Consider the following 20,910-nt stretch of genomic DNA (forward strand, 5'->3'; position numbering starts at 1 on the left):
CCGCGCCCCTGCCGCCCGCCCGGCGATGGATGGTCGCGGCAGGCACCGCCGCAGAGGATGACTCCCGTGAGCAAGCCCCTGTCACTGCCCCTGCAATGGAACCCGGAAGACCCCGACTTCTGGTCCGGTCGCGGCCGCGGCGTGGCGCTTCGCAACCTGGGCTTCGCCATTCCCGCGCTGGCGTTGTCGTTCGCCGTGTGGATGCTGTGGTCGGTGCTGGTCGTGCACCTGCAGGCGGCGGGCTTCCGCTACAGCACCAACCAGCTGTTCTGGCTCAGTGCGCTGCCGGCGCTGTGCGGCGCGACGCTGCGCATCTTCTACGGCTTCGCCGTGCCCTGGGTGGGCGGGCGGCGCTGGACGGCCCTGTCCACGGCCAGCCTGCTGCTGCCCACGGGCGGCATCGCGCTGGCGGTGCAGGACCCCACCACGCCCTACGAATGGATGGTCGCGCTGGCGCTGCTGTGCGGCCTGGGCGGTGCCAATTTCGCCAGCGGCATGGCTCACATCAGCGCCTGCTTCCCGGCACGCGAACAGGGCGTGGCGTTGGGGCTGGCGGCCGGCTTCGGCCACCTGGGCGTGGGCCTGGCGCAGTGGCTGGTGCCGGCGGTGATCGGCGCCGATGTCTTCGGCCTGCCGGGGCTGGCCAATGCGGGCCTCGTCTGGCTGCCGCTGATCGTGCTGAGCAGCCTCGCGGCCTGGTTCGGCATGGACGACCTGCCGGCCAGCGGCGTGGGCATGGCTGAGCAGGCCCAGCTGTTCACCCGCCGGCACAGCTGGCTGATGAGCTGGCTGTACCTGGGCAGCTTCGGCAGCTTCATCGGCTTTGCCGCGGCCTACCCGCTGCTGCTGCGCAGCCAGTTCCCCGAGCTGGCCGGCGCCCAGCAGCTCGCCTGGCTGGGCCCGCTGATGGGTGCGCTGGCGCGGCCGCTGGGCGGCTGGGCGGCAGACGTCTGTGGCGGCGCGCGCATCAGCATGGTGTGTTTCGGTGCGCTGGCGGTGGGCATCCTGGGCGTGCTGTTCGGCCTGGCCGGGGAGGGCGGGGCGTCGCTGTTCGTCGCCAGCTTTGCGCTGATGTTCGTCGCCGCCGGCATCGCCAACGGCAGCACCTTCCGCATGGTGCCGCTGGGCTTCCTGCGCGAGGCCCGCTGGGGGCGCGGCTCGCTGCGCGAGGCGCAGGCCCAGGGTGCCGCGGCGCTGGGCCTGTGCTCGGCTGTCGGTGCCTACGGCGGTTTCTTCATCCCCAAGAGTTTCGGCAGCGCGATCGCGCTCGCCGGCGGCCCGCAGGCCGCGCTGTATTGCTTCCTGGCGTTCTACCTGAGCTGCATGGCCATCTGCTGGTGGTGCTACGGCCGGCAGCACGCCCCCCTGTCTTGTTAACGGAGAGAGAGATGTCCCATTTCCTGGACCGACTGACCGCCTTCCAGCTGCCGAAAGAAGTCTTTGCCGGCGGCCATGGCGTCGCCACCGGCGAGGACCGCACCTGGGAGGACGCCTACCGCAACCGCTGGGCGCACGACAAGATCGTGCGCAGCACGCACGGCGTGAACTGCACCGGCTCCTGCTCGTGGAAGATCTACGTGAAGGGCGGCATCGTCACCTGGGAAACCCAGCAGACCGACTACCCCCGCACACGGGCCGACCTGCCCAACCACGAGCCGCGCGGCTGCGCGCGGGGCGCCAGCTACAGCTGGTACCTCTACAGCGCCAACCGCGTGAAGTACCCGATGGTGCGCGGCCGGCTGCTCAAGCGCTGGCGCGAGGCATTGAAGGTGGCCAGGACGCCGGTGGACGCCTGGGCGCTGATCCAGGCCGACGAGGCCGCGCGACGCGACTACCAGCAGGTGCGCGGCATGGGCGGCTTCGTGCGCTCGACGTGGGACGAGGTCAACCAGTTGATCGCCGCGGCCAACGTCTACACGATCAAGCAGCACGGGCCCGACCGCATCATCGGCTTCTCGCCGATCCCGGCGATGAGCATGGTCAGCTACGCGGCGGGCAGCCGGTATCTCAGCCTGATCGGCGGCGTCTGCATGAGCTTCTACGACTGGTACTGCGACCTGCCGCCGGCCAGCCCGCAGATCTGGGGCGAGCAGACCGACGTGCCCGAGTCGGCCGATTGGTACAACTCCAACTACATCATCGCCTGGGGCAGCAACGTGCCGCAGACGCGCACGCCGGACGCGCACTTCTTCACCGAGGTGCGCTACAAGGGCGCGAAGACCGTGGCCGTGACGCCCGACTACTCCGAGGTCGCCAAGCTGGCCGACCTGTGGCTGCACCCCAAGCAGGGCACCGATGCGGCGTTGGCGATGGCCATGGGCCACGTGGCCCTCAACGAGTTCTATTTCAAGCAGCGCTCGCCGTACTTCGACGACTACGCGCGCCGCTACACCGACTTGCCGCTGCTGGTGCTGCTGGAGGAGCAGACCCTGCCCGACGGCCGCAAGACCCGCGTGCCCACGCGCTACCTGCGCGCCAGCGACCTGGCCGGCCAGATGGGCCAGAGCAACAACCCCGAGTGGAAGACGCTGGCCTTCAACGCCGACGGCCTGCTGGTGCTGCCCAACGGGTCCATCGGCTTCCGCTGGGGCGCGGAAGGGCGCGACGACGCCGGCAAGTGGAACCTGGAGGCCAAGGAGGCCGAGGGCGGCGGGGATGTCAGGCTCAAGCTGTCGCTCGTCGAGGACGGCCCGCAGGCGCACGACATCGTCGACGTGGCCTTCCCGTACTTCGCCGGCAGCGCCAGCGCGCACTTCACACCCAACCCGCAACAGGACGGCGTCAGCCACCGCGCCCGCGTGCCGGCAACAAAGCTGAAGACGCAGGACGGCGAGGCGCTCGTGGCGACCGTCTTCGACCTGCAGGCCGCGCAATACGGCATCGACCGCGGCTTCGGCTCCGGCGCGGCCAGCTACGACGACAACGCGCCCTACACGCCGGCGTGGCAGGAGGCCATCACCGGTGTGCCGCGCGCGCAGGTCGTGCGCGTGGCACGCGAGTTCGCCGAGAACGCGCACAAGACCCAGGGCAAGTCCATGGTCATCATCGGCGCGGCGATGAACCACTGGTACCACTGCGACATGAACTACCGTGGCGTCATCAACCTGCTGATGATGTGCGGCTGCATCGGCCAGAGCGGTGGCGGCTGGGCGCACTACGTGGGCCAGGAGAAGCTGCGCCCGCAGACCGGCTGGGTGCCGCTGGCGTTTGCGACCGACTGGGTGCGCCCGCCGCGCCAGATGAACAGCACCAGCTTCTTCTACGCGCACAGCGACCAGTGGCGCTACGAGAAGCTGGGCGTGGACGAGGTGCTGTCGCCGCTGGCGACGGAGGCCGAGCGCGCCGAGTTCAACGGCAGCATGATCGACTGCAACGTGCGCGCCGAGCGCATGGGCTGGCTGCCCAGCGCGCCGCAGCTCAAGACCAACCCGCTGCAGGTCGTGAAGGACGCGGGCGCCGCGGGCCTCGCGCCCAAGGATTACGTCGTGCGGGGCCTGCGCGACGGCTCGCTGCAGATGAGCTGCGAGGACCCCGACGCGCCGCAGAACTGGCCGCGCAACATGTTTGTCTGGCGCTCCAACCTGCTGGGCTCCAGCGGCAAGGGCCACGAGTATTTCTGCAAGCACCTGCTGGGCACGGAGAACGGCGTGCAGGGCAAGGACCTGGGCGCGGACGACGCCAAGCCACGCGAGGTGCGCTGGCATGCACAGGCACCGCAGGGCAAGCTGGACCTGGTCGTGACGCTGGACTTCCGCATGAGCACGACCTGCTTGTACTCCGACATCGTGCTGCCCACGGCCAGCTGGTACGAGAAGAACGACCTCAACACCAGCGACATGCACCCGTTCATCCACCCGCTGTCCGCGGCGGTGGACCCGGTGTGGCAGGCGAAGAGCGATTGGGAGATCTACAAGGGCTTCGCCAAGGCCTTCAGCGAGGTCTGCGTCGGCCACCTGGGCGTGGAGAAGGAAGTGGTGATGTCGCCGCTGATGCACGACACGCCGGCCGAGCTGGCCCAGCCCTTCGGCGTGCAGGACTGGAAGAAGGGCGAGTGCGAACTCATCCCCGGCAAGACGGCGCCCACCATCGCCGTCGTCGAGCGCGACTACCCGGCCACCTACGAGCGCTTCACGTCGCTGGGCCCCTTGCTCGACAAGCTCGGCAACGGCGGCAAGGGCATCGGCTGGGACACGAAGACCGAGGTCGCGCAGCTCGCCGAGCTGAACGGCACCGACGCCGCCGGCCGCGCCCGCATCGTCAGCGACATTGATGCCTGCGAGGTCATCCTGCAACTGGCGCCCGAGACCAACGGCCACGTTGCCGTGAAGGCCTGGGAGGCGCAGGGCAAGGCCACCGGCCGGGAGCACGTGCACCTGGCGCTGCACCGCGAGGACGAGAAGATCCGCTACCGCGACGTGCAGGCGCAGCCGCGCAAGATCATCAGCTCGCCGACCTGGAGCGGCCTGGAGAGCGAGAAGGTCTCCTACAACGCCGGCTACACCAACGTGCACGAGCTGATTCCATGGCGCACGCTGACCGGCCGTCAGCAGTTCTACCAGGACCACCCGTGGATGCGCGCCTTCGGCGAGGGCTTCACGAGCTACCGCCCGCCGGTGGACCTGAAGGCGACCAGCGGCATCCACGGCATCAAGCCCAACGGCCACCCCGAGATCGCGCTGAACTTCATCACGCCGCACCAGAAGTGGGGCATCCACAGCACCTACAGCGACAACCTGCTGATGCTGACGCTGAACCGCGGCGGGCCGGTCATCTGGCTCAGCGAGGACGACGCGAAGAAAGCCGGCATCGAGGACAACGACTGGGTGGAGCTGTTCAACCTGAACGGCGCCATCGCGGCCCGCGCGGTGGTCAGCCAGCGCGTGAAACCCGGCATGACGCTGATGTACCACGCGCAGGAAAAGATCATCAACACGCCCGGGTCCGAGATCACCGGCGTGCGCGGCGGCATCCACAACTCGGTGACGCGCATCGTCACCAAGCCCACCCACATGATCGGCGGCTACGCGCAGTACAGCTACGGCTTCAACTACTACGGAACCATCGGCACCAACCGCGACGAGTTCGTCGTCGTACGCAAGATGAACAAGGTCGACTGGCTCGACACGCCGCGTGAGTCGTCGGGTGACGAAGCGCTGGCCGGCAACCGCTGAACGACGAGGAGGACGCAATGAAGATTCGCGCACAGATCGGCATGGTGCTGAACCTGGACAAGTGCATCGGCTGCCACACCTGCTCGGTGACCTGCAAGAACGTCTGGACCAGCCGCCCCGGCGTCGAGTACGCCTGGTTCAACAACGTGGAGACCAAGCCCGGCATCGGCTACCCCAAGGAATGGGAGAACCAGGACAAGTGGAACGGTGGCTGGGTCCGCAGGCCCGACGGCAAGCTGGAGCCGCGCCAGGGGGGCAAGTGGAAGCTCCTGATGAAGATCTTCGCCAACCCCAACCTGCCGGAGATCGACGACTACTACGAACCTTTCACGTTCGACTACGACCACCTGCACTCGGCCCCCGAGATGAAGCACGCGCCGACGGCCCGCCCGCGCAGCCTCATCACCGGTCAGCGCATGGAGAAGATCGAGTGGGGCCCGAACTGGGAAGAAATCCTCGGCGGCGAGTTCAGCAAGCGCAGCAAGGACAAGAACTTCGACCAGGTGCAGAAGGACATCTACGGCCAGTTCGAGAACACCTTCATGATGTACCTGCCCAGGCTGTGCGAGCACTGCCTGAACCCGGCGTGTGTGGCGAGCTGCCCCTCGGGCTCGATCTACAAGCGTGAGGAAGACGGCATCGTGCTGATCGACCAGGACAAGTGCCGCGGCTGGCGCATGTGCGTGTCGGGCTGCCCCTACAAGAAGATCTACTACAACTGGAAGAGCGGCAAGGCCGAGAAGTGCATCTTCTGCTACCCGCGCATCGAGGCGGGCCAGCCGACGGTCTGCTCAGAGACCTGTGTGGGCCGCATCCGCTACCTCGGCGTGCTGCTGTACGACGCCGACCGCATCGCCGAGGCCGCTGCCACGCCCAACGACAAGGACCTCTACCAGGCCCAGCTCAACCTCTTCCTGGACCCTCACGACCCCGAGGTCATCGCCCAGGCGCGCCGCGACGGCATCCCCGACAACTGGCTGGAGGCCGCGAAGAACAGCCCCGTCTACAAGATGGCGGTGGACTGGAAGGTCGCGCTGCCGCTGCACCCCGAGTACCGCACGCTGCCCATGGTCTGGTACGTGCCGCCGCTGTCGCCCATCAGCGCGGCGGCCAATGCCGGCCAGATCGGCGCCGTCGGCGAGCTGCCCGACGTGAAGCAGTTGCGCATCCCCGTGCAATACCTCGCCAACCTGCTGACGGCCGGCGACGTGTGGCCCGTGGAGCGTGCGCTGGAGCGCATGCTGGCCATGCGCGCCTACCAGCGCGGCAAGCATGTGGACGGCGTCGAGAACCGCGCCGTGCTGGACCAGGTGGGCCTGCTTGCGCCGGATGTCGAGGAGATGTACCGCGTGATGGCCATCGCCAACTACGAGGACCGCTTCGTCATCCCGACGACGCATCGCGAATACGCCGAGAACGCGTTCGACGTGCGCGGCGGCTGCGGCTTCAGCTTCGGCAACGGCTGCTCCGACGGCGAGACCGAGATGAGCCTGTTCGGCTCGCCCAAGCGCCGGACCATCCCCATCAAGGTGACCGACTGAGGAGGGCCATCATGTTCAATGCACCTACCCCTGCCGTCTACACGCTGCGCGTGCTCGCTGCGCTGCTGCGCTACCCGGACGCAGCCTTCCGCGCCGCCGTGCCCGAGCTGCAGCAGGCCCTGCGCGTCGAGGCCGCGCTGCCGGCCGGCCGCCTCGACGAACTCTGCGCGCTGCTGCAGCGCCTGCAGCGCGACGACCCGTTCACGGTCGAGGCCGAGTTCGTCGACCTCTTCGACCGTGGCCGCGGTACGGCGCTGCACCTGTTCGAGCACATCCATGGCGATTCGCGCGACCGTGGCCCCGCCATGGTCGACCTGCAGCAGACCTATGAGCGCGCCGGGTTGCAGCTGTCGCCCGGCGAGCTGCCCGACCACCTCTCGGTGGTGCTGGAGTACGCCTCCACGCAGCCGCCGCGCGAGGCGCGCGACTTCCTCGCCGAGACGGCCCACATCGTGCGGGCCATCTTCAGCGCGCTGCAGCGCCGCGAAAGCGCCTACGCCAGCGTGCTGGCGGCGGTGCTGGAGCTGGCCGGTGAACGCGCCAAGGCCGTCGAGATCCCGCCCGAGCCGGAGCTCGACGAGGCCTGGGCCGAACCCGAGGCCTTCGGCGGCTGCTCCAGTGCCGGCCAGTCGCGCCCCGAGCAGCCGCAGCCCATCCACATCGTGCGCAAGCACGGTCCCCATCAATCGGGAGCCCAGGCATGACCCCCGTCTACAACTTCCTGTTCGTCGTCTATCCGTACATCTGCCTGGCCGTCTTCCTGCTGGGCAGCCTGGCCCGCTTCGACAGAGACCAGTACACCTGGAAGAGCGACAGCTCCCAGCTGCTGCGCACGCGCGGCATGAAATGGGCCAGCAACCTGTTCCACGCCGGCATCCTGTTCCTGATGGCGGGCCACACAGTCGGCATGCTGACGCCGCACGCCGTCTACGAGCACTTCATCAGCGCGGCCAACAAGCAGATGCTGGCCATCGTGGCCGGCGGCGTGGCGGGCACGTTCTGCTTCATCGGCCTAACGATGCTGATCTGGCGCCGCACCACCGACGCGCGCATCCGTCTCACCAGCCACCGCAGCGATCTGGCCCTGCTGTGGGTGCTGTGGCTGCAGCTGACGCTGGGCCTCATCACGCTGCCGTTCTCGCTGTCGCACAGCGATGGCTCCGTGATGCTGGTGCTGTCCGACTGGGCGCAGCGCATCGTCACGCTGCGCCCGGACGCGAGCGCCCTCGTGCCGCTGGCCTGGCCCTACAAGGTCCACATGGTGTTGGGCATGACGGTGTTCCTGATCTTCCCGTTCACGCGCCTGGTGCATGTCTGGAGCGGCCTGGCGTCGGTGTTCTATGTCCTGCGCCCCTACCAGGTCGTGCGCTCGCGCCGCCTGCACAAGTGAGGTCAATCATGGCTTACGTCAACGACATCGAGATTGCGACTGCCGACGAGGTGCTGGATGAAGAAGCGCTGCGCCAGCGCGCCTGCACCGAGCTGCTGCGCCAGCGCGCCATCGGCCTGGGCTTGCTGGCCGCCGACGACCCCACGCCGCGCGACGGCGCGATCAGCCAGGCCGCCAGCGAGGCCATCGAGGCGCTGATCGCGCAGGAGCTGGCCGGGCCCGAGCCCGACGAGACCGCCTGCCGCCGCCACTACGACGCCAACGCGCGCCACTACGCGCAGGGCGAGCGGCTGCAACTGCGCCATGTGTTGTTCGCCGTCACGCCCGGCGTGGACGTGGGCCTGCTGCGCCAGCGCGCGGAAGGCCATCTGATCCGCCTGCGTGCCAGCGATGCGGCCGCCTTCACCGATGCTGCGAAAGAGCTGTCCAACTGCCCCAGTGGTGCCGAAGGCGGGCGGCTGGGCTGGCTGACGGCTGCGGACTGCGCCCCCGAGTTCGCCCGCGAGCTGTTCGGCCGCAGCGAGATCGGCGTGCTGCCGCAGCTGGTGCACAGCCGCTTCGGCCTGCACGTCGTCGCCATCGACGCGCGCGAGCCGGGCCAGCTGCCGGCCTTCGAGCAGGTGCGCGAGGCCGTCGCCCAGCGCATGCGTCAGCTGCATCAGGTCAGCGCGCTGCGCCAGTACCTTCAGACGCTGGCGGCCGACGCGCGGCTGCAGGGGGTCGAGCTTCAGCAGGCGAAGTCTCCTCTCGTTCAATAGGCAATAGGCCGCCATGCCCGACGAGCTGCTCGAACGCCTGCGCCGCTTCAAGGACGACGCCTTCCCGCAGCAGCGCTCGCTGTTCCGGCATCTCGTCGACGAGGGGCAGCACCCGCTGACGCTGTTCATCGGCTGTTCGGACTCCCGCCTCGTGCCCTACCTGCTGACCGGCACCGGCCCCGGCGAGCTCTTCCTCGTGCGCAACGTCGGCGCCTTCGTGCCACCCTACGACCAGAGCCATGGCTTCCACGGCACGGCCGCGGCCATCGAGTACGCCGTGCTGAACCTGCAGGTGCGTCGCGTCATCGTCTGCGGCCACAGCCACTGCGGCGCGATCCGTGCGCTGTACGGCGAGGTGCCGCCCGCCGCGCAGAACCTCGCGCGCTGGCTGGACCTGGGCCGCGAGGCCGCGCTGCCCGTCGCCGAGCCCGGCCCGGAGGTCATGCGCCGCACCGAGCAGCGCGCCATCGTGCTGCAGCTGGAGCGGCTGATGGCCTACCCGATGGTGCGCGAGCAGGTCGAGGCGAGGGCGCTGACGCTGCACGGCTGGCACTACGTCATCGAGGACGGCGAGGTCCACGTGTTCGACGTCGCCGTCGGCGCCTTCGTGCCCGCCTCGCGCGCCGACAACGCGGGCACCGGCCCCTACCAACTCACCGAGCTGGATGCGAGCGGAATCCCGCTGGCTTGAAACCGCTCAAGGCGCCGCGAGGCGCTCAACCTTAGGCTGACAACCATGACCACACCTCTCTACGACTTCCGCTCGCTTGCCCCCTTCGAGCGCCATCAACTGGCTTTCCAGAGCTTCGACGCGCTCGCGCCGGGCGAGGCCTTCGAGCTCATCAACGACCACGAGCCACGCGGCCTGCTGATGCAGTTCGGCGCCCGCCACCCGGACGCCTTCAGCTGGCGCGTGCTGGAGGCCGAGCCCGGCGCCTGGCGCATCCGCATCGCCCGGGTGAAGGCCGGCGAGGCCGCCGCGGCCGTGCCCGTGGCAGGCGGTTGCGGCTGTGGGGGCTGCGGCGGCTAGCGCCAGGAATGGGTGGCTTGGTCGCGATTGCTGCCGGTCAGCCCCAAGGCTGCAGCCGCTCAGGACCGGCTGCGTCCGGGGCGCTTGACGAGCGGCCATCCTCGTAGCCATACCTTCGAACAGCGCCCACTGGCTGCCGCGCATCGCACTGGGGCTAGGCTTGCACGGGCTTGCCCTGGTCCTCGTTGGCCTCGTACATATCGAAGGAGCAGCCATTTGGTTCCGCGTTGGTGCCGCCACGTGGCTAGCTGCCCGGGTGCAATCGCTGCAAAGCCGAACCCGGCTCCAGGCTGTTGGGTGCCGCTTGAATCGGAGCGGTGAGTGGCGGCATATCGGCGGCCGCTCCCGACCCAGGCCCTTGACGGGGATTCTCCGGGCCTGCAGGCAAAATCCAGACAGTCGAGGCGAGCCTGGCGCCATGCCTGCCGGGAAGCCCGACTGGAAGCATGGAGCAGCATCGATGGCACTGACGAAGAAGGGGGAGTTCTGGTACGGAACGACGTCCGGCGACACCCAAGCCGAGCTGCGCAGCTACAGCGTCGCGAATCGCCATGAGGCCGTCCGGTTTGCGACGTCCAAATGCGCTTGCGGATGCCGGACCTTCGCGCTGCGGACCGATGAAGAAGCCGGCGTGGCAATCCGCACCTGCACAGACTGCGGGCAGGACCACCTGATGGGCGACAGCGCAGACTACGTTGAAGAAGCCGCCCCAGAAACGCACGAGTGCATTTGCGAGAACGAGGTGTTCGAGCTGATGTCCGGTGTCTCCGTGTACGAGGGCACACATGACGTTCGCTGGTACTACATCGCCTGCCGCTGCGTGGAGTGCAATCTGGTCGGGGTCTTCGCAGACTGGAAGTGTGAAGCGGGCGATGCGGCGGCCTTCCTCGCCAAGGTCTGAGCGGCCGAATCCCGCAGAGATCAGCCCTGCAGGATTGGGATCACCCTATCCGAAAGCCGTCGTTGTCTTTGCTCTCCCGTCTCTTTCGCAGGCCTACCAAGAGGATGCAGCTCGCTGAAGCAATCGAGACGTTCAAGGTCCTCGCTGCAGAGGTCGTAGCGGAGCTTGAGGTAGCGGTCGCAGAGCGCGACGAGAGCTATCCAAACGCCGATGTGGCACTCCGAAATGTTCGGCTATGGCTAACTTTGGCCGATGAGGGAAGGTTGCCAGGCTCGTTCCGGCCAAGCTTCGGGGTTTACAGGTCGGAGCTGGACTTTGGGCCTGTCGAGCGGCGTATGTACGAGTTGCAAACTCTCTACGTCAAGCACATCAGAGACGCGGGCTGATATGCGCTTTAACCTGCCATTGGAGCGGACCGCCTGCGGCGTCCGCTCACTTTCACGTTAGCCATCATGGAAGCACTACTGACAGTTCGTGCGGAAATCCATTTGCTGCCTGCCGCAGTCAGCGGAAAAACCATCGGATATAGGTCGGGAGTTCGGCCCAATCATGTCTTCCCCGGGGCAGAGTCGACGGTAGCCGGTGACATAACCTTCGAAGGTCGAGAATGGCTAGGCCTGGGGGAGGAATGCATTGCAGTGGTAAGGCTCTTGTATCCCGACGTGCTCTCGCCGCTAGTGCCCGGCACTACTTGGCTCATTCACGAGGGCTCGCGCATGGTGGGGAGCGGTCGAGTCCTGGAGGTAGTTCGAGATGGATAACCGATCAATCGAACGGAACTCGCCCGACTGGCCGTACTCTGCACAGCAGGTGATCGTCGCCATGTGCGGCCAACCGGCTTCTCCCCCTCAGCTCCAACGCTAGACCAAAGAAAACCGTCTCGAGGCGTTTGAAATGAATAAGCTGTTTATTCCTGCATTGCTCGTTCAGCTGTTTCTTCTCGCAGGCTGCGCCACCCCTCCATCGCAAGCACCGTCGCTGAATCTGATCTACCAGCCCGACGCGACGGTCAAGGACAGCGTGTACGCGATCGAGCAGGGGCGCGCCACATTCTGCGTCGTGCTTAGCGTCGACGGAACCGACGTAGCGAACTCGATAGGCGAAAGCATTCAGGCAAGTTTTGGCAAAGGCAACATCTTGCTCGTTCGTCGGTTGGATCACCCCATTACACCGGGTCGTCACTCGCTCTCGATCGGCTGCCGGTCTGTAAGCGCCACCCCCGTTTTTGACGCATTCAACAAATTCAAGGCGAAGGGCACAGTCGAGTTCACGGCTGCCAAGGAGCACACGTATGTGGTCAAGGCCCGCTTCGACGGTGAGGCTGCGTCGGCCTGGATCGAAGACGAAGCCTCCGGCACCGCGGCAACGGCAACAGTCTCGGGTGGCTCCTAGCCGGACGCTAGCGAGAATGCGGTCTGAGTCAAACGTTGAGCGGCCGCTTCAGGGCAACCAGACCGCAGTACCCACGTCCGCTCAGGGTCGATAGCCGTCAGCGGCTGAGTCTGACGCGAACGGGCGGCTCCCCGCCTTCAGCAGCCGCCCTGCAAGGACTGGCACCGCCCGGGAGGCAATTGCATCCGTGCGCGCCCGTAGGTGCAGGCCTCAGCCAATCAGCACTGCCTCGCCGTCCACATTGAACGGCAGCAGTCCGCCGAACTCGCCGGTCTCCACGCGCTTGACCAGCAGCTCCAGCATGCGCTTGATCTCGCTGGCCGTCGTGCGGCCGGCCAGCGCGGCGGTGAACATCAGCTGCCAGGCTGGTCCGGCCTGGCGTGCTTCGGCGGCGAGGGACTGGAAGTCCTTCAGCTCGGCCGGGTCCTTGTCCACGCACATCAGCGGGCGCAGCACGCCGCCTTCGCCCGAGGCATGCGCGGCGCGCTGCTCGGGCGTCGCGTCGGGCTCGCATTCGGCGGTGGTGAAGACCATCAGCAGGTGCTGCGGTTCGCGCTGCTTGCGGGCCATCGCCAGCAGGTCGTCAAAGTGTTCGATGTTCATGGTGCCAGTCTGAGCCGGCCCAGCCTCGCGCGGCGGCTCGGACGGAGGAGGGCGGGGTCCGCCGAAAGAACTAGGCGGCGCCACCCCGGCTCCTGCCATGGCCGGATGGGCCAGGGCGGAGCGGCGCCCAAGAATCGGCGGCATGGAATCCTTGCCCTGGACGAGCGCCGACGGCGAGCTGCGCGACCGCCGCCAGCGCCCCTGGCGCGACCTGCGCATCTCGCTGACCGACCGCTGCAATTTCCGCTGCGGCTACTGCATGCCGCGCAGCCGCTTCGGACCCGGCCACCGTTTCCTGCCGCAGGCGCGGCTGCTGAACTTCGAGGAGATCGCCCAGGTCGCACGCCAGGCGCTGGCGCTGGGCGTGCGCACGCTGCGCCTGACCGGCGGCGAGCCGCTGCTGCGCCGCGACCTGCCGCAGCTCATCGCCCAGCTGGCGGCGCTGCGCACGCTGGACGGCACGCCTCCCGACCTCGCGCTGACGACCAACGGCAGCCTGCTGGCCGGCCAGGCCCAGGCCCTGCGCGACGCCGGGCTGAACCGCCTCACCGTCAGCCTCGACGCGCTGGATGACGCCGTGTTCCAGCGCATGAACGAGGTCGGTTTCCCGGTCGCCGAGGTGCTGCGCGGGCTGGAGGCGGCGCAGCGGGCGGGCTTCGCGTCCATCAAGGTCAACATGGTCGTTCGCCGTGGCGTCAACGACGGCGAGTGCCTGCCGCTGGCCCAGCACTTCCGCGAGAACGATGGCGGGGGCGTCGTGCTGCGCTTCATCGAGTTCATGGACGCCGGCCGCCACAACGGCTGGAAGCTCGGCGAGGTGCTGCCCAGCGCCGAGCTGCGCGCACGCATCGCCGAGCGCTGGCCGCTGCTGCCACTGCAGCCCACGCGCGGCGGCGAGACGGCCGAGCGCTGGCGCTATGCAGACGGCGCCGGCGAGATCGGCTTCATCAGCAGCGTCAGCAAGGCCTTCTGCGGCGACTGCACGCGCGCCCGGCTGACGGCCGAAGGCCAGCTCTACACCTGCCTGTTCGCCGCCCGTGGCGAAGACCTGCGCCCGCTGCTGCGCGACCCGCACGCCAGCGAGGCCGGCCTGCGCGAGCGGCTGGCCGCGATCTGGGCCGGGCGCAGCGACGCCTACTCCGAGCAGCGCGAGCGGCTCGGCACCATCCGCATCGAACGCGCCGACATGCACGTGCTGGGCGGATGAATCCGCCGGACCTTGCACTGCATCAAAGCGGCGCCACGCCGTTGGCGCCAGCATCGCCCCTTTCCCTCCCACCCTCTCGTTGCCATGACCACTCCTTCGCTTCTCGAACGCATGGCCGCCGCCGGGCTGCGTCCTCTGCAACTGGCCGGCCGCCAGCTGTTGCCTGTCGTGCAGGGCGGCATGGGCGTGGGTATCTCGGCGCACCGGCTAGCGGGCAGCGTCGCGGCGCTGGGTGCCTGGGGCACCATCGCGTCGGTGGACCTGCGCCGCCACCACGCCGACCTGATGGCACGCAGCGAAGGGATGCGCGACGGTGACGAGAAGAAGGCCGTCATCGAGCAGGCCAACCAGGAGGCGCTGGCGCGCGAGATCCGCCAGGCGCGGGAGATCGCCGGCGGGCGCGGGGTCGTTGCCGTCAACGTGATGCGCGCGGTCAGCGACTACGCGGCCTCGGTGCGCACCTCGCTGCAGGAAGGTGCGGATGCGCTGGTTGTCGGCGCCGGCCTGCCGCTGGACCTGCCCGAGCTGGCGCAGGACCACCCCGACACGGCGCTGGTGCCCATCCTCAGCGATGCCCGTGGCGTGGCGCTGCTGTGGCGCAAGTGGGAGCGCCGCCAGCGCATCCCCAGCGCCATCGTCATCGAGCACCCTGCGCACGCGGCCGGCCACCTTGGCGCGGCCCGCGTGGCCGACTTGGGCGATGCGCGCTTCGAGTTCGAGACCGTGCTGCCGGCCGTGCGCCAGCATCTGCGCGATGCCGGCGTCGAAGGCCGCGTGCCGCTGATCGCCGCCGGCGGCGTGCGCCGCTGCGAGGACATCCAGCGCCTGCAGTCGCTCGGCGCCGATGCGGCCCAGCTCGGCACGGCCTTCGTCGCCACCGAGGAGTGCGACGCCCACCCCAACTTCAAGCAGGTGCTGGCCGACGCGCGTGACGACGATCTCGTCGAGTTCACCAGCGTCGCCGGCCTGCCGGCACGTGCCGTCATGACGCCGTGGCTGAAGAAATACCTCAAGGCCGAGGAGCGGCTGCAGGCGGTGGCCCAGATCAAGCAGCGCTGCACGATGGCCTTCGACTGCCTGAGCCAGTGCGGCCTGCGCGACGGCCTCAAGGGCTGGGGACAGTTCTGCATCGACCAGCGCCTGGCCGCCGCGCTGCGCGGCGAGACGACCAAGGGCCTGTTCTTCCGCGGCCGCGGCGAGCTGCCGTTCGGTGCGCAGATCGCCAGCGTCAGCCAGCTGCTGGAGCGCCTGCTGACGCCCGGCGTGCCCCTCGGCACACCCGCGACGCCGACTTGACCGAGGCTTAGCCCTCGGTGTTGAAAAGCATGGCCTGATCGCGGGGCTGCTCGATGCGCAGCGGCACACAGCTGTCGGGCGCCGCGGCCAGACCCGCCTCGGCCAGCCGCTCGCGCCAGGGCTGGTGGCCCAGCTGCGGCGTGGCGCGCAACACGACGCTGAGGCGCCACGGCCATTCCTCCGAGCCCGGGCCTTCAACGACGCGGTCGATGCCGCGCTGCTCACGCAGCCGCGCCAGCAGGTCCGCCGAGGGTTCGATGCGCCGCCACAGCGCGAGCATGCCCAGCTGCGGCACCGGTGTCGGCGGCGGCTTCAGCACGAGGCAATCGAGCTGACCACTACGCCGCCAGGCGCTCAGGCTGGACAGCACGCGGTGCTCGCTGCAGCCCAGCCGCTTGGCGCATTCGGCGAACGGCTTGGAGCACAGCTGCAGGCCTTGCTCCATGCACGCCGCCAGCCGGACGTCGTCGCAGCTCAGCGCGGCGTCGGTCGAGGGCAGGCGCAGCCGCGCGCGGGGCGACACCGGCAGGCGTGCGAGCTGGCGGCGCAGCGCGGCCTCGTCCAGCGCCTCGATCTCGGCCCAGACGGTCGGCACGTCGGCCCCGGTCTCGGCGCGTTCGATGCGGTAGCAGCCGGGCAGCGCGGCCAGCGCGGCGGCCAGGCCGGGCGGCGCGTCGAAGGCCAGGCGCCAGCGCGCTCGCCGAAGCGTCGCGCCCCAGCGCACGCGGATGGGCTGAAGAGCGCCGCTGCGGTTCAGCTCGCGGCAGGTGCTCAGCAGCTCGCGCGGCGTTGCGCCGCTGCGCGCCGCCATCTGGCGGAACGGCGACGGGTGCAGCGGGAAGTCCTGCTGCCAACCCTGGATCAGGGTCTGGCGCAGGCCGGCGCAGCAGCTGGGCGGAGCGGCATGGGTAGGCATGGTGAACGCGATGCTCGGCCTGACGGCGTGCTGCGTCCTTGATCTCCTTCAAAGTCCCCTGGCGGCCGGTTTGATCGACATCAATCTCGGTGTGCGGCCCGACCCATCCTCAATGGAAAGGACATCCCCGCATCGCCACCTTGCTCTGCCGGGTCACCCGACGCAGACTGCCTGACGGAGCGGCGAAGAACGAATCCAGGGGAGTGAAAGATGAGCGAACTGCGCCCGGTGACCATGGGTGGGCGGACGGTGTGGATCGAGAGCGACGAGGTCGTGCCGGCGCCGGTCGCGAGTGCGCCGGCCCGCGTCACGGTTGCGCCGGCAGACGCCAACCAGCCCGCGCTGACCCGCACGTCGTCGGGCGGCGGCGCCACTGCGCCCGCCAGCGTTCCCGGCGCGACGGAGCTGGCCCAGATCGGCCCCACGCTCGAGGCCGTGCTGGAGCCGATCAAGGCCTCCTGCCTGACGCTGCCGGGGCTGAGCGAGGTGTCGGTGGAGGTGTCGCTGGGCTTCAAGGGCACGGTGGGCTTCTTCGTCGCCAAGGGCGAGGCCAACGGCGCGGTGAAGGTCACCGCCAAATGGAGTCCCGGCAAGGGCTGACGGCCATGTCGCTGCCCACCGACTCGCTGGTCAGCTTCTGGCGCTCGCAGTACGACTCGAGCCCAGGCTGTTTCGTCTGCAGCGGCGTCTTCGTCGGCGACGGGCTCATCCTCACCGTCAAGCACGCGTTTGAGGACGAGACCAACGCCACGCTGTGGGCGCGCCCGCACAGCAATGCGACGCAGGCGATGCCGCTGCGGCAGTCCCCGCACACCGACCCGTTGCTCAAGCACCCCGAGCTGGACGCCGCGCTGGTGCGCGTGGAGGCCATGCCACTGCACGCCTGCGCTGCGCCCATCGACTTCGGCGGCAACATGAACGCGCTGGGGCCGGACGTGACGCTGAACGGCTACTTCCGCGGCCACCACGAGCGGCCGCTGCCGCTGCGCGTGGTGCAGTTCGATGCCGCGCTGCGCCACCACGAGACCGAGCCCAAGCACCCCGAGGGCTACAGCGGCGCCGGCGTCGCGAACGGCGATCGCCTATGGGGCATCAGCTACGCGCATTACACCGATGGCAACGTCGCCCGCGGTTGCGTGCTGTCCATCGACCAACTGATGAACGGCTGGCTGGAGGCGCACCTGCGCGCACGCGAGGCACCGTCCTACGACGTGCCGGCGCGCGAGGAGGAAGTCCGCCAGCTCGTGGGCCAGCTCGACATCGAAGGCGCCCGCAAGCGGCTGATGGACCTCATCGACTCCTTCCTGCACGAGCCCGGCATGAAAGACGCCAAGAGCCGCGTGACCAGCCTGAGCGCGCGCCAGCGCCTGCTCAACATGCAGATCGAGTCGGTGCGCGACGCCAGGGAGCGGGTCGAGGTGACGATGCGCTTCACGATGGAGATCGTCGACAGCCTGCTCGCGCTGCTGAACGAGGTCGTCGAGTCGCTGTCGCGGCGGCTCAAACCGGGAGCCGCCTGATGCAAGCGCAAGAGCCCACCCCGCCCGCGAGCAACGAGGATTTCCTGAGCGGCCTGCGCACCGAGGCCGGCGCGCTGCGTGAGCGCCTGTCGCCGGACGTGCCTGGGGCACCGGCAGACGGGGCGCGCCGCTTGCTGTCCTTCGCCGAGAAGTACGCCGTGGCGCCCGCGCTGCGCGACGAGGCGCTGAAGCTGCGGCTGATGAGCCGCTTCGAGGCCGGCGCACAGTCCGACGACCTGGTGCCGCGCATGATCGCGCTGCTGGATGCCATCCTCGCCGAACACGCCAGCGGGCAGGGCCAGGCGGGCCTGGCGGAACGCGCCCGCGCCAAGGCCCGGCTGCGCGAGCACTACATGCGCTCGGCGCCGGAGCAGGCCACCTTCTTCCGCTGTGCCGGCGTGGTCAAGCGCTACGGCGGCTTCAGCCTCGGCACGCTGGACCTGGACCTGCGGCTGGGCGAGATCACCGGCGTCGTCGGCCAGAACGGGCACGGCAAGACGACGCTGCTGAAGATCGTCAGCGGCCAGCTGTCGGCCAGCGAAGGCACGCTGGGCTACCCGATGCTGCACCAGCGGGAGCCGGACATCGACTGGCCCGTCGTCAAGGACCACATCGCCTTCGTGCCGCAGGAGCTGCCCGCCTGGCGTGGCCGGCTCGTCGACACGCTGCACTTCGAGGCCGCCATCCACGGCGTGAAGGGCGAGGACAACGAGCGCGAGGTCGGCTTCATGATCGAACGCCTGGACCTGGGCGGCCATGTCGACAAGCATTGGGACGAGCTCTCGGGCGGCACCAAGCTGCGCTTCGCGCTGGCCCGGGCGCTGGTGTGGAAGCCGCGCCTTCTGGTCATGGACGAGCCGCTGGCCAACCTCGACGTGCTGGCCAAGGGTCGGCTGCTGCAGGACGTACGCGACCTGGCGCAGTCCTACATCCACCCGATGGCCGTCATCATGAGCTCGCACGACCTCTACAACCTGGAGGCGGTGTGCGGGCAGATGGTCTTCCTGAAGAACGGCCAGGTGGACTATGTCGGCGATGTGCGCGCCATCCAGCGCCGCTACGGCGACAACGAGTTCGAGATCGGCACCGCGACGCGGGCCAATCAGGTACGCGACCTGCTGCTGGGCGACCTCGTCACCAGCGTCCAGCAGGACGGCGTGCACCTGCGCATCCGCACGGTGCCGACCTGCCAGCCGATGGACCTGCTGCGCCTGCTGGTGGAGCAGGGCATCGCGGTCTCCTACTTCCGCGACAACAGCGCCTCCATCCGGCGGCTGTTCAGCTGACGCGGCCGGCCCGGAGCGAGCTCGACATGCCCCTGCTGGCCAGGCGACATCCCTTCGTGCGGCCGACCGTGGCTGCCCCGGTGGCCGAGGGGCGCGATCACCATGTCGCGGCACTGGCCGCCGTATCGCGCCGCGGCGTCTCGCGCTGGCTGCTGCTGAACTACCCGCTGCTGTGGCGGGCGCGGCCTACCACGCTGCTGCTGCTGGCGCTGGCCGGGCACGTCATCGCGGGCTGGGCGGCGCTCCAACTGCCGACGGCCACGCTGTGGGACGGCGACCTGCAGTTCCATGCCGTTCCGCTGGCCTACGCCTGGGCACTCACGCTGGCGGTGTTCATCCTGGTCACGCGTCGCATGGCGGCCTACCGCGACGCTGGCGAACGCCCGCGGCAGCGGCTGGCGACGCTGGCCCTGTCGCTGGGTGTCGTGGTCGCGCTGGCGTGGCCAGCCGATCATTTCCAGCAGGTCGTCATGCGCCGCCAGGTCGAGGCCTTCAGTGCCGAGGACGCGAAGCTGGTTCGCCAGCTCGCCGCGTTGCAGGACAGCCTGGTCCACCTGCAGCCGGTGCAGCCGGGCGCCGCGCCGGCCTGCGCAGGCTGGCCCGCCGCCTTGACGGCCGCGAGCGCCGCCGAGCGGCTCAACGACCTGCTGCACAGGAACCGCCTGGTCGGCAGCCTGGACGAAAAAGCCCTGGCCGCTGCGCTGGCCGGCCAGCACGTGTCCTGCGGCGGCGCCGACGCGCCGACGGTGGAGTCCGGCGCGTACGACTTCATCCGCCTGTCGCTGGAGCGGCCGCTGCAGTACGCCGGCGTGCGTGAGCAACTGGACGCACATGACTGGCCGAGCGCCCTCGCCAACCACATGGTGGCGCTGGCGCTGCTGCCGCTGTTCTGGGCGGCGCTGGTCGTCATGTCGCAGCCGCGCAGGCCGCCGGAGCGGCGCTGGCTGGGGCCGGCGCTGGCCAGCCTGCGGAGCCTGGCGCGCTGGCCGCGGCTGCCGCTGGCGGGGCGGCTGGAGGACTACCAGCTGCGCAGCCGCCCGGCCTGGTGGGCGCTGTGGCCGCTGCGCATGCTGCTGCTGTCGACGCTGATCTGCGTGCTGGCCGGTGGTCTCATGGCGGCGCAGAACGACGTGAGCCTCCTGGCGCTGCTGTTTGGCGGGCTGCTCTACCTGTGCCTGGGCATCGCGCTGGTCTGGCGTTGCCACGACGTGCCGCTGTGCATCGGCCGCCTGTCCCGTCCCGGGACGTTCGTCATCCTGATCGTGACGACGCTGCTGCCCGTGCTGCCGTTCGCTGCGCTGGTGCTGTGCCTGGGCGCCTCGACCGGGTCGGGCGCGCTCAAGGGGGGCGCAGCCTCGCTGGCCATCGCGCTGTACTACGTCGCGCCGCACCTGCTGACGGCCTGCCTGGTCGTGAACGTCGTGCGGGCGCGCATCTGCGTCATCGTCGCCATCCTGGGCGTGCTGATCACCGGTGTCGTGGCCGGGGCGGAGAGCGCGCACGCGCCGTTCCTGGCCGGCTGGTTGCTGGCCTGCGCGGCCCTGTCGCTGCGCGGCGCCGTGCCACGGCGCACGGGCCGCCAGTTCGGGCGCGCGCTGGTCGCGCTGGTGCTGTGGCTGGCGCCGGCCGCGCTGGTGGCAGCCATGATGCTGGCGTCATCCCGCGAGCTGGCGGAAGGGGATGCGCTGCGCGACGCGTGGGTGCTGGCGAGCTGGTGGGTCGCGCTGTGGCTGGGGCCGGTCCAGTGCATGCGCCGCGTGCTGGCCTGCCCCGGCGGGAAATGAGCGGCTGCCTGCCTGATTCAGGCGACAGACCTAGGGAGATATTTCCGGTCGGCCCCCCGTCGACCCGCTGCTAGAGTGCCTCGCCGCAGAGGGCAGCAGCGCCGTCTGCGACTCA

The 20,910-nt window shown here is 69.3% G+C and carries 19 protein-coding genes; 17 read left to right on the top strand and 2 right to left on the bottom strand.

The window, feature by feature from the left end; translation table 11 throughout:
• Positions 1-57 precede the first annotated feature (57 nt).
• The 11 genes from ACG04R_RS16725 to ACG04R_RS16775 all read left to right on the top strand — a co-directional run bounded on the left by ACG04R_RS16725 (position 58) and on the right by ACG04R_RS16775 (position 12,183).
• Positions 58-1,377, top strand: a complete 1,320-nt coding sequence (locus tag ACG04R_RS16725; protein ID WP_394413031.1) for an MFS transporter — start codon at positions 58-60, stop codon at positions 1,375-1,377.
• A gap of 11 nt (positions 1,378-1,388) precedes the next feature.
• Positions 1,389-5,171: a nitrate reductase subunit alpha gene (locus tag ACG04R_RS16730; RefSeq protein ID WP_394413034.1), complete on the top strand. Its 3,783-nt coding sequence runs from the start codon at positions 1,389-1,391 to the stop codon at positions 5,169-5,171.
• Between the two features lie 17 nt (positions 5,172-5,188).
• The gene (gene narH, locus ACG04R_RS16735; protein ID WP_394413037.1) at positions 5,189-6,712 is read left to right on the top strand and encodes a nitrate reductase subunit beta; all 1,524 of its coding nucleotides are present in this window, start codon (positions 5,189-5,191) and stop codon (positions 6,710-6,712) included.
• Between the two features lie 11 nt (positions 6,713-6,723).
• Complete coding sequence (narJ, locus tag ACG04R_RS16740) at positions 6,724-7,416, top strand: nitrate reductase molybdenum cofactor assembly chaperone (RefSeq protein WP_394413041.1); 693 nt, start codon at positions 6,724-6,726, stop codon at positions 7,414-7,416.
• Positions 7,413-8,102, top strand: coding sequence for a respiratory nitrate reductase subunit gamma (gene narI, locus ACG04R_RS16745; RefSeq protein ID WP_394413044.1), 690 nt, complete (start codon positions 7,413-7,415; stop codon positions 8,100-8,102). Before narJ ends, narI begins: the two co-directional genes overlap by 4 nt.
• An 8-nt stretch (positions 8,103-8,110) precedes the next feature.
• Positions 8,111-8,860 (top strand): peptidylprolyl isomerase, encoded by a 750-nt coding sequence (locus ACG04R_RS16750; protein ID WP_394413047.1) that lies wholly within the window; start codon positions 8,111-8,113, stop codon positions 8,858-8,860.
• Positions 8,861-8,873: 13 nt separating this feature from the next.
• A complete protein-coding gene (locus ACG04R_RS16755; RefSeq protein ID WP_394413050.1) occupies positions 8,874-9,551 on the top strand; it encodes a carbonic anhydrase in 678 nt (225 codons plus the stop codon).
• Between the two features lie 45 nt (positions 9,552-9,596).
• Positions 9,597-9,890, top strand: coding sequence for a DUF2249 domain-containing protein (locus ACG04R_RS16760; protein ID WP_394413053.1), 294 nt, complete (start codon positions 9,597-9,599; stop codon positions 9,888-9,890).
• Positions 9,891-10,350: 460 nt separating this feature from the next.
• Positions 10,351-10,791 carry a hypothetical protein gene (locus tag ACG04R_RS16765; protein WP_394413056.1) on the top strand — a complete coding sequence of 147 codons (441 nt, stop codon included), beginning with the start codon at positions 10,351-10,353 and terminating at the stop codon, positions 10,789-10,791.
• Positions 10,792-10,895: 104 nt separating this feature from the next.
• The gene (locus ACG04R_RS16770) at positions 10,896-11,177 is read left to right on the top strand and encodes a hypothetical protein (RefSeq protein ID WP_394413064.1); all 282 of its coding nucleotides are present in this window, start codon (positions 10,896-10,898) and stop codon (positions 11,175-11,177) included.
• Positions 11,178-11,685: 508 nt separating this feature from the next.
• Positions 11,686-12,183 carry a YajG family lipoprotein gene (locus tag ACG04R_RS16775; RefSeq protein ID WP_394413067.1) on the top strand — a complete coding sequence of 166 codons (498 nt, stop codon included), beginning with the start codon at positions 11,686-11,688 and terminating at the stop codon, positions 12,181-12,183.
• Positions 12,184-12,393: 210 nt separating this feature from the next.
• Here the strand turns inward: ACG04R_RS16775 and ACG04R_RS16780 are convergent, their stop codons facing one another.
• Entirely contained in the window at positions 12,394-12,786 is a 393-nt protein-coding gene (locus ACG04R_RS16780; RefSeq protein ID WP_394413070.1) for a ribonucleotide reductase subunit alpha, read from the bottom strand.
• Between the two features lie 142 nt (positions 12,787-12,928).
• Between ACG04R_RS16780 and moaA the strand changes: the two genes are divergently transcribed.
• On the top strand, positions 12,929-13,993 hold the full coding sequence (gene moaA / locus ACG04R_RS16785; protein WP_394413073.1) for a GTP 3',8-cyclase MoaA: 1,065 nt from the start codon (positions 12,929-12,931) through the stop codon (positions 13,991-13,993).
• A gap of 84 nt (positions 13,994-14,077) precedes the next feature.
• A complete protein-coding gene (locus tag ACG04R_RS16790; protein WP_394413076.1) occupies positions 14,078-15,289 on the top strand; it encodes an NAD(P)H-dependent flavin oxidoreductase in 1,212 nt (403 codons plus the stop codon).
• Between the two features lie 7 nt (positions 15,290-15,296).
• On the opposite strand, the gene ACG04R_RS16795 is transcribed toward ACG04R_RS16790, so the two are convergent.
• The gene (locus tag ACG04R_RS16795; RefSeq protein WP_394413079.1) at positions 15,297-16,205 is read right to left on the bottom strand and encodes a hypothetical protein; all 909 of its coding nucleotides are present in this window, start codon (positions 16,203-16,205) and stop codon (positions 15,297-15,299) included.
• A gap of 210 nt (positions 16,206-16,415) precedes the next feature.
• Between ACG04R_RS16795 and ACG04R_RS16800 the strand changes: the two genes are divergently transcribed.
• From ACG04R_RS16800 to ACG04R_RS16815, 4 genes are read left to right on the top strand one after another with little or no spacing between them, the layout of a single operon-like run.
• Positions 16,416-16,805 carry a CU044_2847 family protein gene (locus ACG04R_RS16800; protein ID WP_394413081.1) on the top strand — a complete coding sequence of 130 codons (390 nt, stop codon included), beginning with the start codon at positions 16,416-16,418 and terminating at the stop codon, positions 16,803-16,805.
• 5 nt (positions 16,806-16,810) lie between these two features.
• Complete coding sequence (locus tag ACG04R_RS16805) at positions 16,811-17,725, top strand: hypothetical protein (protein ID WP_394413083.1); 915 nt, start codon at positions 16,811-16,813, stop codon at positions 17,723-17,725.
• Entirely contained in the window at positions 17,725-19,011 is a 1,287-nt protein-coding gene (locus tag ACG04R_RS16810; protein ID WP_394413085.1) for an ABC transporter ATP-binding protein, read from the top strand. The genes ACG04R_RS16805 and ACG04R_RS16810 overlap by 1 nt, the downstream gene beginning before the upstream one ends.
• 26 nt (positions 19,012-19,037) lie before the next feature.
• Entirely contained in the window at positions 19,038-20,795 is a 1,758-nt protein-coding gene (locus ACG04R_RS16815) for a hypothetical protein (RefSeq protein WP_394413088.1), read from the top strand.
• The last annotated feature ends 115 nt before the right edge of the window (positions 20,796-20,910 follow it).

Source organism: Pelomonas candidula (genome assembly GCF_043555985.1).
GTDB classification, from domain to species: domain Bacteria; phylum Pseudomonadota; class Gammaproteobacteria; order Burkholderiales; family Burkholderiaceae_C; genus Pelomonas; species Pelomonas candidula.

What these genes read in the sequence shown, in the direction of transcription:
- ACG04R_RS16790 (WP_394413076.1), top strand. Translation starts at nt 14,078, where the DNA reads ATGACCACTCCTTCGCTTCTCGAACGCATGGCCGCCGCCGGGCTGCGT.
- ACG04R_RS16760 (WP_394413053.1), top strand. Translation starts at nt 9,597, where the DNA reads ATGACCACACCTCTCTACGACTTCCGCTCGCTTGCCCCCTTCGAGCGC.
- ACG04R_RS16805 (WP_394413083.1), top strand. Translation starts at nt 16,811, where the DNA reads ATGTCGCTGCCCACCGACTCGCTGGTCAGCTTCTGGCGCTCGCAGTAC.
- ACG04R_RS16780 (WP_394413070.1), bottom strand. Translation starts at nt 12,786, where the DNA reads ATGAACATCGAACACTTTGACGACCTGCTGGCGATGGCCCGCAAGCAG.
- ACG04R_RS16775 (WP_394413067.1), top strand. Translation starts at nt 11,686, where the DNA reads ATGAATAAGCTGTTTATTCCTGCATTGCTCGTTCAGCTGTTTCTTCTC.
- ACG04R_RS16815 (WP_394413088.1), top strand. Translation starts at nt 19,038, where the DNA reads ATGCCCCTGCTGGCCAGGCGACATCCCTTCGTGCGGCCGACCGTGGCT.
- ACG04R_RS16730 (WP_394413034.1), top strand. Translation starts at nt 1,389, where the DNA reads ATGTCCCATTTCCTGGACCGACTGACCGCCTTCCAGCTGCCGAAAGAA.
- narJ (WP_394413041.1), top strand. Translation starts at nt 6,724, where the DNA reads ATGTTCAATGCACCTACCCCTGCCGTCTACACGCTGCGCGTGCTCGCT.
- ACG04R_RS16750 (WP_394413047.1), top strand. Translation starts at nt 8,111, where the DNA reads ATGGCTTACGTCAACGACATCGAGATTGCGACTGCCGACGAGGTGCTG.
- ACG04R_RS16795 (WP_394413079.1), bottom strand. Translation starts at nt 16,205, where the DNA reads ATGCCTACCCATGCCGCTCCGCCCAGCTGCTGCGCCGGCCTGCGCCAG.
- ACG04R_RS16765 (WP_394413056.1), top strand. Translation starts at nt 10,351, where the DNA reads ATGGCACTGACGAAGAAGGGGGAGTTCTGGTACGGAACGACGTCCGGC.
- ACG04R_RS16770 (WP_394413064.1), top strand. Translation starts at nt 10,896, where the DNA reads ATGCAGCTCGCTGAAGCAATCGAGACGTTCAAGGTCCTCGCTGCAGAG.
- moaA (WP_394413073.1), top strand. Translation starts at nt 12,929, where the DNA reads ATGGAATCCTTGCCCTGGACGAGCGCCGACGGCGAGCTGCGCGACCGC.
- ACG04R_RS16800 (WP_394413081.1), top strand. Translation starts at nt 16,416, where the DNA reads ATGAGCGAACTGCGCCCGGTGACCATGGGTGGGCGGACGGTGTGGATC.
- ACG04R_RS16725 (WP_394413031.1), top strand. Translation starts at nt 58, where the DNA reads ATGACTCCCGTGAGCAAGCCCCTGTCACTGCCCCTGCAATGGAACCCG.
- narI (WP_394413044.1), top strand. Translation starts at nt 7,413, where the DNA reads ATGACCCCCGTCTACAACTTCCTGTTCGTCGTCTATCCGTACATCTGC.
- ACG04R_RS16755 (WP_394413050.1), top strand. Translation starts at nt 8,874, where the DNA reads ATGCCCGACGAGCTGCTCGAACGCCTGCGCCGCTTCAAGGACGACGCC.
- ACG04R_RS16810 (WP_394413085.1), top strand. Translation starts at nt 17,725, where the DNA reads ATGCAAGCGCAAGAGCCCACCCCGCCCGCGAGCAACGAGGATTTCCTG.
- narH (WP_394413037.1), top strand. Translation starts at nt 5,189, where the DNA reads ATGAAGATTCGCGCACAGATCGGCATGGTGCTGAACCTGGACAAGTGC.